The organism is Microbacterium sp. SY138 (assembly GCF_039729145.1).
Classification (GTDB): Bacteria; Actinomycetota; Actinomycetes; order Actinomycetales; family Microbacteriaceae; genus Microbacterium; species Microbacterium maritypicum_A.
Window position 1 is genome coordinate 3,670,556 of the sequence record NZ_CP155793.1, and the last position, 14,444, is coordinate 3,684,999.

Sequence of the window (14,444 nt, forward strand, 5' to 3'; positions counted from 1 at the left end):
AGACTGTATTCCGTCAGTCCACGAGCAGCGCGGGCTCCTCGAGCACGGAGGCGACGTCGGCGATGAAGCGGCTCATGCCGTCGCCGTCGATCACGCGGTGGTCGAAGGAGCCTGCGACCGTGGTCACCCAACGAGGACGCACCTCGCCGTCGACGACCCACGGTTTCTGACTGATGGTGCCCATCGCCACGATGCCCGCCTCGCCGGGGTTGATGATCGGCGTGCCGGCATCCATCCCGAACACACCGATGTTCGTGATCGTGATCGTGCCGCCCTGCTGATCGGCCGGCGGAGTCTTGCCCTCGCGCGCCGTGAGGGTCAGACGGTTCAGAGCCCGCGCCAGGTCCTTCATGCCGAGATCCTGCGCGTCCTTGATGTTCGGCACCAGCAGGCCGCGCGGGGTGGCGGCGGCGATCCCGAGGTTCACGTAGTGGCGCACGGCGATCTCCGCACCGGCTTCGGTCTCGATCCAGGCCGCGTTCACCATCGGCGTGCGACGGGCGGCCCAGATCACGGCGCGAGCCATGATCAGCAGCGGCGAGACGCGGATATCGGCGTAATCGGGTGAGGCCTTCAGACGCTTCACGAGCTCCATCGTGCGGCTGGCGTCGATCTCCTTCCACACCGTCACATGCGGGGCCGAGTACGCGCTCTGCACCATCGCCGAAGACGTGGCCTTGCGCACACCCTTGACCGGGATCGACTCGGTGCGGTCGTCGCCGGCGGCCGAAGGCTGGGTCGGAGTGAGTCCACGTGCGAGCCCTGCCGGTGCAGCCTGCGGTGCGGGCACGGTCTCCTCGCGCACGGCTCCCCACTCGGGAGTCTCGATGTTGCGGAAGACGCTCGCCTGCGACGCGTGCTTCATGACGTCGTCCCGGGTGACCTCGCCGTCGGCGCCGGTCGCGGCGACCGTGGTGAGGTCGACGCCGAGGTCGCGCGCGAGCTTGCGGATCGGCGGCTTCGCGATCACGCCCACCGACGAGCGCACCGGACGCTCGGCCGGGCGCTTGCGACGCGAAGTGGCGCCGCCTCCCGTGCCGTAGCCGACCAGCACCGATCCGCCGCCCTCTTCTGCGGCGGGAGCCACGGCGACGGGAGCGGCCGTTGCACCCGCCGCAGGCTCGGTCACGAAGGTGATGATGGGCGTGCCGACCTCGACCGTCGTTCCCTCCTCGACCAGCAGCTCGCCCACCACACCCGCGTGCGGCGACGGCAGCTCGACGAGCGACTTGGCCGTCTCGATCTCGCAGAGCACGTCGTTGATCGCGACCGTGTCGCCGGGGGCGACCTTCCAGGCCACGATCTCGGCCTCGGTCAGGCCTTCCCCGACGTCGGGGAGGGTGAAATTCTGCGTGCTCATGACGAGTCCTTTCGGCCGAGCGGGGATGTCAGTAGGCGAGTGAGCGATCGACGGCCTCGAGGATGCGGTCGGCATCCGGGAGATATGCGCCTTCGAGCTTCGCGGGCGGGAACGGGGTGTCGTAACCGGAGACGCGCAGCACTGGAGCTTCGAGCGCATAGAACGCGCGCTCCATGACGGTCGCCGCGATCTCCCCGCCGATGCTTCCGAAGCCCTGGGCCTCCTGCGCGTAGACCATGCGTCCGGTCTTGCGCACCGAGTCGAGGATGGGCTCGTAGTCGACCGGCGACAGCGAGCGCACGTCGACGACCTCGCAGCTCGTGCCCTCGGCTTCGGCGAGCGCCGCGGCCTGCAGGAGGGTGGTGACCATCGCGCCGTGTCCGACGAGGGTCACGTCACTGCCCGTGCGCACGACACGTGAGGAGTGCAGCGGCACGGCGGAGGAATCGAGCTCGACCTCGCCCTTCTGCCAGTAGCGGCTCTTCGGCTCCATGAAGATCACCGGGTCGTTCGAGGCGATCGCCTCCTGGATCATCCAGTACGCGTCGTTCGGCGTCGACGGCGAGACCACGCGCAGGCCCGGGGTGTGCGCGAAGTACGCCTCGGGGCTCTCCTGGTGGTGTTCGACCGCGCCGATGTGTCCCCCGTAGGGGATGCGGATCACGATGGGCATGCTGATCGCGCCCTCGTGCCGGTTGGTGAGCTTCGCGAGCTGGGTGGTGATCTGGTCGAACGCAGGGAACACGAAACCGTCGAACTGGATCTCGATGACCGGACGGAAACCGACCATCGCCATGCCGATCGCGGTCCCGACGATGCCCGACTCGGCCAGCGGAGTGTCGAGCACCCGGCGGTCGCCGAAGTCGCGCTGCAAGTGCTCCGTCACACGGAAGACGCCGCCGAGCTTGCCGATGTCCTCGCCCATGAGCAGGACCTTCGGGTCGTTCTCCATCGCCTTGCGCATACCCGCGTTCAACGCCTTGCTGAGCGGCATCGTCTCGAGAGTCACCGGGCTCCTCCTTCGAGCGACGCGTCTTCGAACGACGCCTCGTACTGCGCGCGCCAGGCCTTCTGCTGGTCGATCAGCGGATGCGGATCGCTGTACACGTGGTCGAACATCTTGTCCGGGCTGGGCGGCCCCAGCTCGACCGTACGGGCGCGCAGATCCTCCGCGGCATCCGCCGCCTCGGCCTCGACGTCGGCGAAGAGCTGCGCCGAGGCACCGCGTCCTTCGAGGAACGCGCGCATCCGGACGATGGGGTCGCGACCGGCCCAGTACTGCTCCTCGTCGCTGCCGCGGTACTTCGTCGGGTCGTCGCTGGTGGTGTGCGCGCCGAGCCGGTAGGTGACGGCCTCGATCGCCTGCGGGCCGTTGCCGGCACGGGCCTCGTCGAGAGCCGTGCGCGAGACCGCATAGCTGGCGAGCACGTCGTTGCCGTCGACCCGGACGCTCGGGATGCCGTAGCCGGCGCTGCGCTGCACCAGCGGCACACGCGACTGCGTGGAGACGGGCACGGAGATCGCCCAGTGGTTGTTCTGGAGGAAGAAGACGGTCGGCGCCTGGTAGCTCGCGGCGAAGACCATCGCCTCGTGCACGTCTCCCTGGCTGGACGCACCGTCGCCGTAGTAGACGATGACCGCTTCGTCGCGGTCCGGGTCGCCTGTACCGGTGCGGCCGTCGAACGCGAGACCCATCCCGTAGCCGGCCGCGTGCAGCACCTGCGACCCGAGCACGAGGGTGTACAGCCGGGTATTGCCGTTCTTGGGGTCGGTGGGGTCCCACCCGCCGTGCGAGACACCACGCATCAGCTTGATGATGTCGACCGGGTCGACGCCGCGGATGCGGGTCACCGCGTGCTCGCGGTACGAAGGGAAGATCGTGTCCTGCGCACGGGCCGCACGACCGGAGCCGACCTGCGCCGCCTCCTGCCCCCGGCTCGGCGGCCACAGCGCGAGCTGCCCCTGCCTCTGCAGGTTCGTCGCCTGGGTGTCGATCGCGCGGATGACGACCATGTCCCGGTAGAACTGCTCGAGTTCGGCGTCGCCGATCGCTTCGATCAGGGGAAGGTACCGTTCTGCGGCGGCCGACGGGGCGTACCGTCCGGTCTCGTCCAGAACGCTCACAAGGGGTGTCTCGGAGGTGGTCACGCTCTCACGCTACCCGCGCCCGCATGCGTCGTCACGCATACCTAGGACGCCCTTGTAACTGCCCGGAACCCGGAGAAAACCGCGGAAAACCGCCCCGGGCCGGTGCGGCGACGGCTCAGCGGACCGAAGCGGCCACCTCGAGCACGCGGGCGATGGAGCCCTCCTCGCCCACCGAGATGCGGATGCCGTCCCCCGAGAACGGCCGGACGATGAGGTCGTTCTCGACGAAGGCCGCAGCGACCTCGTCGGTGCGCTCTCCTGCGGGCAGCCAGACGAAGTTGGACTGGGAGTCGGGGACGTCCCAGCCCTGTGAGCGGAGGCCCTCGACCAGGCGGGCGCGTCGCTCGACGATCACGGCGACACGCTCCAACAGCTCGGGCTCGGCGTCGAGGCTCGCGATCGCGGCGTTCTCGGCGGCGGACGTGACCGAGAGGGGGATGCCGGTGGTGCGCGCGGCGTCGAGCACCTTCTCGTGGCCGATCGCGTAGCCGACGCGGAGGCCGGCGAGGCCGTAGGCCTTCGAGAAGGTGCGCAGCACCACGACGTTCGGGTGCTGCTCGAACACGCGCTCGGCGAGACCGTCGACCGCGTCGGGCGCCGTGACGAACTCGGCGTACGCCTCGTCGAGGATGATCAGGACATCGTTCGGGACGCGCTCGACGAAGGCGGTGAACTCGGCCGACGTGATGATCGGACCGGTCGGGTTGTTGGGCGTGCACAGGATGATCGCGCGCGTGCGATCGGTCACGGCGTCCGCCATCGCGTCGAGGTCGTGGCGGGAATCGGCGGTGAGCGGAACCTGCACCCCGGTCGCGCCCGCCACGAGCGGCAGGCTCGGGTACGCCTCGAAGGAACGCCAGGCGTAGATGACCTCATCGCCGACCGAAGCGGTCGCGAGGATCAGCTGGTGCAGGATCGACACGCTGCCGGAAGCGACGTGCACCTGGTCGGGCTCGACCCCGTAACGGGCTCCGAGACGCGCGCGCAGGCGGCCGGCGGTGGCATCCGGGTAGCGGTTGATCGGCGTCGTGCTCTGCAGGGCTTCGAGCACCGAGGGCAGCGGATCGAAGGGGTTCTCGTTGCTCGACAGCTTGAACGCATCGGGCCCTGCCTGCTTGCCCTGACGGTACGGCGCGAGAGCGGCGATGGCGGGACGGATGCGGGGCAGGATCGGCTCGGTCACGAGGTCGAGTCTACGAGGGCAGCAGGCTCTTCCCCGGCGGCTTCTCCCCTGTCGACGACCGATTCGCGGTCGTACCATTCTGGTATGGCGATGACGGTGCGACTTCCGGAAGAACTCGATGCTCAGCTCGAGGCGATCGCGCGCGCCCGGCACACCTCGAAGCACGCGGTGATCATCGAGGCGGCGACGCGCTTCGCGAACAGCGAGTCGAAGACGGATCGCGTGCTCTCCATCGCGGACGAGATCACCGAGCGCTACGCCGACACGCTCAAGCGCCTCGAAGACGCCTGAGCGATGGCGATCGAGTACGTCGAGCCGGAACAGGCCCTCGCCCTGATCGCGAAGCTCGGCCTGCACGTCCGCGACGAAGGACTGCTCTTCTCCGCGCTCGCTCGACCATCCGCAGGGATGCTCGGCGCCGACGCGTACCCGACATTCGAAGCGAAGGCCGCCGCGCTGACAGTTCGGTAGCTCAGAACCACGCGCTGTTCGATGGCAACGAGCGCGTCTCGCTCTACCTCACCTTCATCTTCATCCGACTCAACGGCTACGAGCCGACGTTCACGAACGACGAGGCATTCGACCTCGTCCTCGACGTCGCACAGAGTCGGTTGGACTTGAAGCAGATCGCGCAGGTCATTGCCGCCCATATCCGGGAAGACACGGCGCGCTGACATCTCGCGGGCGTCCGTGGGACACTGGTCGGACTATGCGCTTCATCATCCGCGTCGTCGTCAACGCCTTCGCCCTCTGGGTCGTCACGCTCATCCCCGCTCTGCAGGTCGTGATCACCGCTTTCCCGCCCGGCGAGACGCTGCAGCTGGTGCTGACCCTGCTCGCGGTGGCCGCGATCTTCGCCCTCGTGAACACGATCATCGGCACCGTGGTGAAGATCGTCGCGTTCCCGCTCTACATCATCACGTTCGGGCTGATCGGGTTCCTGATCAACGGCTTCCTGCTGTGGCTGACGGCCTGGATCACGAGTGGCTTCGGCTGGGGCCTGACGGTCGGCGACTTCTGGTGGGGCGTGGTGGCCGCGCTCATCATCTCGATCATCAACGGCATCTTCGGCTTCATCCTGCGCCCGCAGAGCAAGAGCCGCCGCGACTGAGAAAGCGCGCTCCTCCAGCCGCTCGAAAGCAGCCGGCTGATCTCGAAGTCGGTCATCACCCCTTTCGCTCGGCGTGGTACTCGGTCCGCTCGACCTCGACCGCCTGGCCGAGCTCGTCCCAGTACTCGTCGAGAGCCTCGGCGCGGGGATCGCCCGACGCATCCACCATCTCCGCTGTCTCGATGTAGGTCTCGAGATGGTGGGTCTGCAGCGTCAGGTCCTGCATCCCGTCGTGCGGATCCCCTTCGCGCGAGGCCGTGAAGCTGTCGGGGGATCCCGTGCCGGCCGCGGAGCCCCCGGCGGCGAGCGCCGAGACGACGTCGTCGGTGTGGCGGAGCTGGATCAGGGTCTGATCCTCTCCGAGCGTCGGTTCGGTCGGGCTCCCCGCGGTCAGCTGCATCGACACCTCGAAATCGCTCTCCATCGCGAGATGGGCGGCGATCATCCCGCCCTGCGAATGCGCGACCACGTCGACCTGATCCCCCGGCCTCGCCCCCGCCGCGCCCAACGCGTCGACCGTGGCCTGATACGACGCCGATGCGCGGCCCTGATAGAGCTCGATGTTCGACTTCATGTCCCACGGCTCGGACTTCCCCGACCGCCACGGCAGGGACTCCTGAGTCCCGGCGACGTAGGCCACATACCGGGTCGCCCCACCGACCATCGTGTATTTCTCGACCGCGACCTGCGAGGCCGCTCCCGGTATGCGACGGAATGCCGCAGCGAGGCCGGCAGGCGCATTCGGAGCCGACGTCTTCACGGGCATCACCTGCACGGGATCGGCCTTCCCCGCCAGCGTCATCCCCGGCCGGACCGTGCCGAGCCCGGATGCGACGCCCACCATCGCCCCGGCGAGGAACAGCGGCGGGAGCGCCCCCGCCAGGTCGTACTGCTCGCCCAGTCCCTCGAATCGCCGCTCCTTCCAGCCGGCCACCAGCCACTCGGCCATGGTCCCGATCCGTTCGTCATCGGCGACGAGCCGGTCGGCGCGCGCCTGCACGGCGCTCGCCGCCGCGGCATCGGTGAGGGCGAGCGCCTCCGCCTGCGCGCGCAGCTCGACCACCTCGAACGCGTCAGCCATCACCAGGGTTCCCGTGCAGGCGTTCTCGATCTCGACGCACAGTTCATCGATCCGCTCGACACTCCGTTGCAGTGCACCGACATCGACTCCCGAACCGGTCTCCGGCGCCGAGGAGATGAGCGCGTGTGCCCGGCGGACCGCGGCGCGTGCGTGTTCGTACTCCGACGCCACCGATCGCATCCGTGCCCCGAGATCGCGCAGCTGCTCGGTGTCGACGGCGATCGCCCCGCCGTGATCGATGCTCAATCCCCCGCCATCCGCCGACGGTTCCCTGCCTGCGACCATGCTCATTCCGCCGCGCTCATTCCGCCGCTCATGCCGCCCCGCCGAGTTCCCATCTCCGCACCGAGAGGTGTCCGATCTCGACTCCGGTGTCGTCGCGCAGCCGTTCGAGCAACGCGTTCAGCGCGCGGAACCTCTCGGACTGCCAGTCGGAGCGATCGGTGAGCGCGACCAGAGTCGCCCCGGATTCTTCGAGCGTGGAGATCGCCTCTCCGATCTCCTGGGAGGCGAGAAGCAGGTCGCCGAGGTGCGCGGAGCCGACATCGAGGATGTTGACGAACGAGTACATGGCCCCAGCTTCCGGGATCACGGGCTTCTCGCCCTGCCCGATCGCCGCGAACGGTGGAGAGATGGATGCCCGGTCAGGGTGTGCAGAGGATCGCGCGAGGCGGTGCGCGCTGTGCAGGAGGCCCGCGGCCGGGCAGAATGTAGGTGTGACATCCCCGGATCCCTTCCGCGTGATCTTCGTCTGCACGGGGAACATCTGCCGCTCTCCCATGGCCGAGGTCGTCTTCCGCGACCTCGCCGAGCGGCAGGGACTCGGCCCGCGCATCGTCTCGCGCAGCGCCGGAACAGGCGACTGGCATCTCGGCGAGCGCGCCGACCACCGCACGATCGATTCCCTGGCCCGTCGCGGTTACGACGGCTCCCAGCACCGCGCCCGCCAGTTCACCGCCGCGGCCTTCGCGGACAACGACCTCGTCGTGGCCCTCGATCGCACGCACGAGCGCATCCTGCGGGAATGGGCGCACGACGAGGACGAGGAGGGGAAGGTCACCCTGCTTCTCGCCTTCGACCCGAACGCCACGACCCATGACGTGCCCGACCCCTACTACGCGGGCGCGGAGATGTTCGATTCCGTGCTCGGTATGATTGAGGCGGCGACTCGGGGCCTGTTCCGCCAGCTCGAACCCGCTCTGCGTCTCCCCCGCACGCCCCGCATCTGAGGGGCCCGATCAGGAGGACTCCCCTGACTTTCCAGCCTTCGCTCCCGCCGCAGCCCCTGAGCCCGCTCGACGGTCGCTACCGCGGCGCCGTCACCGGTCTCGCCGACTTCCTGTCCGAGGCCGGCCTGAACCGGGCGCGCGTCGAGGTCGAGGTCGAGTGGCTGATCGCCCTCACCGACCGCTCGCTGTTCGAGACCTCGCCGCTGCCGGAGTCGGACAAGGAGCGCTTGCGCGCCCTCTACCGCGACTTCGGTCAGGCCGAGATCGACTGGCTCGCCGAGAAGGAAGCCGTCACCCAGCACGACGTGAAGGCGATCGAGTACCTCGTGCGCGATCGACTCTCGACGCTCGGACTCGACGGCATCGCCGAACTCACGCACTTCGCGGCCACGAGTGAAGACATCAACTCCGCCTCCTACGCCCTCACCGTGAAGCGCGCTGTCGAGGAGGTCTGGCTCCCGGCCCTCGACACCGTGATCGCGAAGCTCCGCGAGCTCGCCGTCGAGCACGCCGACGCCGCGATGCTCTCGCGCACGCACGGCCAGCCCGCGACGCCCTCGACGATGGGCAAGGAGCTCGCGGTGTTCGCCTGGCGCCTCGAGCGGGTGCGCGGTCAGATCGCCGCCTCCGACTACCTGGCCAAGTTCTCCGGCGCGACCGGCACCTGGTCTGCGCACCTGGCCGCAGACCCCGACGCCGACTGGCCGACCATCGCCCGCGAGTACATCGAGGGCCTGGGGCTCGGCTTCAACATCCTCACCACCCAGATCGAGTCGCACGACTGGCAGGTCGAGCTGTACGACCGCGTGCGTCACGCCGGCGGCATCCTGCACAACCTCGCCACCGATATCTGGACCTACATCTCGCTCGGCTACTTCGCGCAGATCCCGGTCGCCGGGGCCACCGGTTCGTCGACGATGCCGCACAAGATCAACCCGATCCGGTTCGAGAACGCCGAGGCGAACCTCGAGATCTCGGGCGCCCTGCTCGCATCGCTCGGCCAGACGCTGGTCACCAGCCGCCTGCAGCGCGACCTGACCGACTCGACCACGCAGCGCAACATCGGCGTGGCTTTCGGGCACTCGCTGCTCGCGCTCGACAACCTGCGCCGCGGCCTGAACGCGATCTCGCTGTCGCGCGACGTGCTGCTCGCCGACCTCGACGTGAACTGGGAGGTGCTGGCCGAGGCCATCCAGACCGTCATCCGCGCCGAGGTCGTCGCCGGACGCTCCACGATCACCGACCCGTACGCACTCCTCAAGGAGCTGACACGCGGCCACAGGGTGGGCGCGGCCGACCTCGCCGAGTTCGTGCAGGGTCTCGAGATCGGCGACGCCGCCAAGCAGCGCCTGCTCGCGCTGACCCCGGCGACGTACACGGGTATCGCAGAGAAGCTCGCGCAGTAGCCGCGAGGCTGAGCCCGACTCCTCACCCAGTCGCCGTCACGATCGACGAGTGCACGGGCGCAGGAAGGCGCGCGGGCTAGGGGGCTGACTCTCCGGAGCGCTCCTCGACACTGTCCTTCGGCATGAAGGCGGCGGCGAGCAGGGTGAGCACCGCGGTCACGGCGACCGCGACGAACACCCACACCGACGCATGGATGATCGTGCCGGGATCGTCGGGACCGACGCCCTGCGCGATCACGGCATTGGAGATCGCCCCGAACACGGCCACGCCGACAGCGCTCCCGGCCGAGCGCGCGAACGCGTTCATGCCCGTCACCGCCCCGCGCTCGCCCCAGCCGACCGAGGCCTGCGCAGCGATCAGCGTCGGCGCCGCACTCCATCCGAGCCCGAAGCCGAAGAGGAACGCGATGCCGGCGATCACGAACGGATTCGGCCACGAGGCGACGGAGGCCAGGGCGATGGCGGCGACCGTCGTGATGCTCATGCCGATCAACGTGGTGCGGCGGAAGCCGATGCGCAGGTACAGGCGTCCCGCGTTCGCGGCGGCGAGCGGCCAGCCGAGCGTCAGAGCGGCGACCGCGAGACCGGAGAGCAACGGGGCGATGCCGGTGGACCCTTCGAGGTAGGCCGGAGCGAAGCTGGTGACACCGAGCATCAGCGCGCCGACACCGAGCGACACGATCGTGGTGGTGAGGATGAGCCGTCGACCCGCGAGGCGCAGGTCGACGATCGGCTCGGCGACGCGGCGCTCGACGAACCCGAAGGCGATCAGCGCGATCACTCCCAGGCCGAAGCAGAGGGCGCTCTGCACCGACAGCCACGCCCAGGCGTTCCCGCCCTCGAGCATGCCGAGGATGAGCGCGGTCAGCCCGATCGTGAGCAGCACCGCTCCCCCGTAATCGATGCTGTGCTTCTGGGTCTGCTTCTGCTCCTTGTAGTTGCGCAGCAGCATCCATCCGGCGATCAGACAGAGCGGGATGTTGATCCAGAAGATCCACCGCCAGGCGTCGAACTGCGCGAAGATCCCCCCGACCGCCGGGCCGACGACCGACGAGATCGCCCAGACGCTCGCGACGTATCCCTGCACCTTGGCACGTTCGGCGACGGTGTAGATGTCGCCGACGATGGTCATCGACATCGGTGCGACGGCACCGGCGCCGATGCCCTGGATGATGCGGAACACGATCAGCGCGGGCATGCTCCACGCGAATCCGCAGAGGATGGAGCCGAGCAGGAACAGGGCGATGCCGAGCAGGATGATCGGCTTGCGTCCGACGGTGTCCGCGAAGCGGGAGTAGATGGGGACGCTCACGGCCTGTGCCAGGAGGTACACCGAGAACAGCCACGGGAACTGCTGGTAGCTGCCGAGGTCGCGGACGATGCTGGGCACGGCGGTCGCGAGGATCGTGGCGTCGATCGCGATCAGGCCGGTGGCCAGCATGAGCGCACCGAGAATGGGGCCCCGCTCCGACCGGAGTCCGATGGAGGCGCGGTCGACGGAGGCAGTCACTCCAGGAACAAGCCGATCCACCGCAGCGGTATTCCGGATTCATGCGGGATGGCGGCACCGACGTCGCCCTCCGACGTCGGTGCCGCCGGGGTCAGTGCGCCGGGCCGAGGTCGCGCATGGGCTTGCCGTTCTTCGGGTTGCCCGGCTTCACCTTGCGACGTTCTCCGTTCACGACCACGATCACGTTGCTCATGTTCGGTGCCCGATCGGCGACGACGTCGTAGGCGACGACCTTCCCGTCCCGCCACGTGCAGTCCACCCGGTATCCGCCCCGTGCGCGGAGCCCGGCGAACGATCCGCTCACCGCCCAGTCCGCGGGGACGGCGGGCAGCAGCCGGATGACGTCGCCATGACTCTGCACGAGCATCTCCGCGATCGCGCCGACGATGCCGTAGTTGCCGTCGAGCTGGAACGGCGGATGGTTCGCCCACAGGTTCTGCAGGATGTTGTACGTGAGCAGGCCGCGCACCATGATGCCTGCCCGCTCGGCGTCGCCCAGGCGCGCGAAGAGTCCCGCGCGCCACGGCCAGGTCCAGGAACGGCGACTGTCGCCCGAGACCGTGGCAGCGGTGAACGGCACGCCCTCCTTCTCACCGCAACGCGCCTTGAGTGAGACCAGTGCCGCCGCCGAGAGCTCCGGAGTGTCCGGAGTGATCTGGCGCCCCGGGTACACGGCGAACAGGTGCGAGGTGTGCCGATGGATGTCGTTCGGGTCGTCGCGGTCGGTCTGCCACTCCTGGAGCTGCCCCCAGCGGCCGATCTTGTTCGGGGCCAGGCGCTGCTGCATGTCGGCGATCGTCCCCTGGTACTTCTTGTCGACGCCGAGGGCCTTCGCGCATTCGAGGTAGTTCTGGAAGAGGTCCCAGATGATCTGCTGATCGTGCATCACCCCGTCTTCGCGCGGGCCGTGCTCGGGAGACCAGCCCATCGGTGCGACTAGGGTGCCGTCGGGGAGCTCTTTGAGCTGGTCCTCCCAGAACTGGCAGATCTCCTTGATCAGCGGGTAGGCCAGATCGCGCAGGTACTTCTTGTCCTGCGTGAACGCCCAGTGCTCGTAGAGGTGCTGCGCATACCAGGCGCTGGCGATCGTGTTCCACTCCCACGCGTTGCCGCCGAAGATGCTCTGCGAGGTGCGGGCGGTCCACCCGCGCACGTCGGCACCGAACGCGTTCCGCGTGGCGATTCTGCTGGGCACGGCCACCTCACGGATGAAGGTCGCGAGGGCCTCGTGCGACTCCGGGAGGTCGGCGGTCTCGGCCCCCCAGTAGTTCATCTGGATGTTGATGTTCGTGTGGTAGTCGCTGGCCCATGCCGGCTGATTGCTGTTGTTCCACAGTCCCTGGAGGTTGGCGGGCAGCCCGCCGGGCTTCGACGAGCTGAGGAGCAGATAACGCCCGTAGGCGTAGAGCGTCTGCTCCAGCGTCGGGTCGGCCTCGCCCGTGCCGTAGCGGAGCAGTCGACGGTCGGTGGGCATCGCCATCACGGCGCCGTCGGTGACCCCCCATTCGACCTTCGCGCGCTGCATGAGCTCGGAGACCTGCGCGGTGTGCGCCGAGCGGAGGCTCTTCCACGAGCGGGAGGCCGCCGCGTTCAGGGCCTTCTCGATCGCCGGCTGCGGCGCCGCACCGCGCCATCCGTGTGCGGCGCTCAGGCGGTAGTCGGTGCGGGCGTCGAGCAGCAGGGTGATGCTCGCGGCGCCGGAGACGCGCAGTCCGCCCTCGGCGGCGACCACCTCTCCGTCGGTCTCCGCGATGCGCACCGCGGCCGCGTGCGTGAGGTTGTTGGCCATGGTTCCGGCGAAGCCCATTCGGCGGCCGCCCGCGTCGACTGTCGTCGCGACGCCGTCCTGCTTCGAGACCAGGGTGATGAGAGCGGTGAGCGCACCGGGGCGGTCGGCGGTGAACCGCACCGCGATCACGTCGGCATCCCGACTGGCGAACGCCTCACGCAGCACCGTGCCCTGTGCGGTGGCGAAGTGGGTGCTGTGGGTGCCGTCCGCGATGTCGAGCGCACGTCGGTAATCGACGACGGCGCGGGCTCCGGCGGTGCTGAAGCCACCGCCGGTGAAGGCGATGCCGCCGAGACGGAGCGCGCCGGGTGCGGAGAACGAGATGCGGTACATCGTGTAGGCGGTGGTGTTCGCGAACGAGAAGACCCGCCCGGTGCCGCGCTCCGGGAACGTCTCCCCGGTGCGCGTGTCGAGCGTCTTCCAGCCGAGCCCGTCGTCCGAGCCGGAGACCGTCCAGTCCCGCGGATCCTGTTCCGGCGCGTCGGGAGCACTCGTGAGCACGTAGCCGTTCAGGGCGAGCTTGGCGCTGAGCTCGACCTGCCAGACCGCCCCTGACCCGGTCGACGGAACCGCCCAGACGGTCGCGGGGTCGGCGTCCACGGTGCCGACGAGGGAGTCGGCGTGGCCGCTGGGCGACGACACGTAGACGGCGCTCCCCTGTGCGAGGTCGACCCCGCCGAGCGCGACCTCGGCGACCTGGAAGTGACTGACCCCCGCCTTCGGCGCGAAGACGAAGCGGTAGTGCGCGTACGCCGTCGTGTTCGCGAACGAGAAGCTCTTGGTCTGGAGCCGCTGCGGGAACGGCGCTTCAGCCCGCGTGTCGAGCGCGACCCAGGCCGCTCCATCGGCAGACCCTTCGAACCGCCAGTCCTGCGGATCGCGGGCGGGGACGTCGTTCGCGCTCGTGAGCGCGTAGGAGGAGACGGCGACCGGCTCCGCGAGATCGGCCTGCCAGATCACCTCGGCGGGCGGCGCGATCAGACACCACTTCGTGGCCGGATTCCCGTCGAAGGTCTTCTCGACGCTCTCGCCACCCGATACCTCGTACGGGCCTCCCGGCGAGCTCACGACGGTGCGTGCGCCGAACGCGACGGTCACCTCGCCGAAGTCGCGGAACGAACCGAAACCGGTGACGCTGGTGTCGTACGCTCCGTCGGGCTGGCCGGCGAGCGCGTTGTCATAGTCGTTGACGCCGCCCCACAGGCTCTGCTCGCTGAACTGGATCACTTCGGCGTCCGGGTTCCCGAACAACTTCGCGCCGAGGCGCGCGTTGCCGATGGGGAGCGCCTGCGTCTCCCAGCTCGTCGCCGGGGTCGCGTACCAGAGGGCGTACGGCGAGAGCTGCGGACGCGGGATCGCACCGGCGGGGACGGCGCGCAGAGCGGCGTCCACCGAGAATGCGTTCGCAGCCGCAGGCCGAGCGGCCAGGAATTGAGGGACGAGCGGGGCGAGGAGGGCGAGGCCGCCCACCTGCAGCGCCTGTCGGCGGGAAATGGGGTCCATCATCACAGCAAACCTCCGGAGCATCGTTGATCATCTGGGGCCGTGCGGTCTCGCAACCGGTCGTGGATGCGGGGCGCGTCAAAAGTCAGTGTCCGACACGAGACATCGGATGTCTAGAGACGAT

The 14,444-nt window shown here is 69.0% G+C and carries 13 protein-coding genes; 5 read left to right on the forward strand and 8 right to left on the reverse strand.

Annotated features, from left to right (window positions below):
* Nucleotides 1-13 precede the first annotated feature (13 nt).
* From ABDC25_RS17725 to ABDC25_RS17740, 4 genes are all read right to left on the reverse strand, one after another.
* Nucleotides 14-1,360: a dihydrolipoamide acetyltransferase family protein gene (locus tag ABDC25_RS17725; RefSeq protein ID WP_029264835.1), complete on the reverse strand. Its 1,347-nt coding sequence runs from the start codon at nucleotides 1,358-1,360 to the stop codon at nucleotides 14-16.
* Between the two features lie 28 nt (nucleotides 1,361-1,388).
* Nucleotides 1,389-2,354 carry an alpha-ketoacid dehydrogenase subunit beta gene (locus ABDC25_RS17730; protein ID WP_029264836.1) on the reverse strand — a complete coding sequence of 322 codons (966 nt, stop codon included), beginning with the start codon at nucleotides 2,352-2,354 and terminating at the stop codon, nucleotides 1,389-1,391.
* Nucleotides 2,355-2,365: 11 nt separating this feature from the next.
* The gene (locus ABDC25_RS17735) at nucleotides 2,366-3,508 is read right to left on the reverse strand and encodes a thiamine pyrophosphate-dependent dehydrogenase E1 component subunit alpha (protein WP_347123920.1); all 1,143 of its coding nucleotides are present in this window, start codon (nucleotides 3,506-3,508) and stop codon (nucleotides 2,366-2,368) included.
* Between the two features lie 115 nt (nucleotides 3,509-3,623).
* Nucleotides 3,624-4,691, reverse strand: a complete 1,068-nt coding sequence (locus ABDC25_RS17740; protein WP_021201598.1) for a histidinol-phosphate transaminase — start codon at nucleotides 4,689-4,691, stop codon at nucleotides 3,624-3,626.
* 84 nt (nucleotides 4,692-4,775) lie between these two features.
* Between ABDC25_RS17740 and ABDC25_RS17745 the strand changes: the two genes are divergently transcribed.
* The 3 genes from ABDC25_RS17745 to ABDC25_RS17755 all read left to right on the forward strand — a co-directional run bounded on the left by ABDC25_RS17745 (nucleotide 4,776) and on the right by ABDC25_RS17755 (nucleotide 5,802).
* Nucleotides 4,776-4,982 carry a ribbon-helix-helix protein, CopG family gene (locus ABDC25_RS17745; protein ID WP_021201597.1) on the forward strand — a complete coding sequence of 69 codons (207 nt, stop codon included), beginning with the start codon at nucleotides 4,776-4,778 and terminating at the stop codon, nucleotides 4,980-4,982.
* A gap of 3 nt (nucleotides 4,983-4,985) precedes the next feature.
* Nucleotides 4,986-5,162 (forward strand): hypothetical protein, encoded by a 177-nt coding sequence (locus ABDC25_RS17750; protein WP_021201596.1) that lies wholly within the window; start codon nucleotides 4,986-4,988, stop codon nucleotides 5,160-5,162.
* Between the two features lie 238 nt (nucleotides 5,163-5,400).
* Nucleotides 5,401-5,802: a phage holin family protein gene (locus tag ABDC25_RS17755; protein ID WP_021201595.1), complete on the forward strand. Its 402-nt coding sequence runs from the start codon at nucleotides 5,401-5,403 to the stop codon at nucleotides 5,800-5,802.
* A gap of 55 nt (nucleotides 5,803-5,857) precedes the next feature.
* Here the strand turns inward: ABDC25_RS17755 and ABDC25_RS17760 are convergent, their stop codons facing one another.
* Together ABDC25_RS17760 and ABDC25_RS17765 are read right to left on the reverse strand one after the other, a co-directional pair.
* A complete protein-coding gene (locus ABDC25_RS17760) occupies nucleotides 5,858-7,174 on the reverse strand; it encodes a hypothetical protein (protein ID WP_347123923.1) in 1,317 nt (438 codons plus the stop codon).
* A 22-nt stretch (nucleotides 7,175-7,196) separates the two neighbouring features.
* Nucleotides 7,197-7,454: a hypothetical protein gene (locus ABDC25_RS17765; protein WP_347123925.1), complete on the reverse strand. Its 258-nt coding sequence runs from the start codon at nucleotides 7,452-7,454 to the stop codon at nucleotides 7,197-7,199.
* A gap of 145 nt (nucleotides 7,455-7,599) precedes the next feature.
* Here ABDC25_RS17765 and ABDC25_RS17770 point away from each other — a divergent pair, with 145 nt between their 5' ends.
* Both ABDC25_RS17770 and purB read left to right on the forward strand, forming a co-directional pair.
* A complete protein-coding gene (locus tag ABDC25_RS17770) occupies nucleotides 7,600-8,112 on the forward strand; it encodes a low molecular weight protein-tyrosine-phosphatase (protein ID WP_029260650.1) in 513 nt (170 codons plus the stop codon).
* A gap of 23 nt (nucleotides 8,113-8,135) precedes the next feature.
* Nucleotides 8,136-9,518, forward strand: a complete 1,383-nt coding sequence (gene purB, locus ABDC25_RS17775; RefSeq protein WP_046399053.1) for an adenylosuccinate lyase — start codon at nucleotides 8,136-8,138, stop codon at nucleotides 9,516-9,518.
* A gap of 76 nt (nucleotides 9,519-9,594) precedes the next feature.
* On the opposite strand, the gene ABDC25_RS17780 is transcribed toward purB, so the two are convergent.
* On the reverse strand, nucleotides 9,595-11,028 hold the full coding sequence (locus tag ABDC25_RS17780; protein WP_347123928.1) for an MFS transporter: 1,434 nt from the start codon (nucleotides 11,026-11,028) through the stop codon (nucleotides 9,595-9,597).
* Nucleotides 11,029-11,119: 91 nt separating this feature from the next.
* Nucleotides 11,120-14,323 carry a glycoside hydrolase N-terminal domain-containing protein gene (locus tag ABDC25_RS17785; RefSeq protein WP_208323783.1) on the reverse strand — a complete coding sequence of 1,068 codons (3,204 nt, stop codon included), beginning with the start codon at nucleotides 14,321-14,323 and terminating at the stop codon, nucleotides 11,120-11,122.
* Between the last annotated feature and the right edge of the window lie 121 nt (nucleotides 14,324-14,444).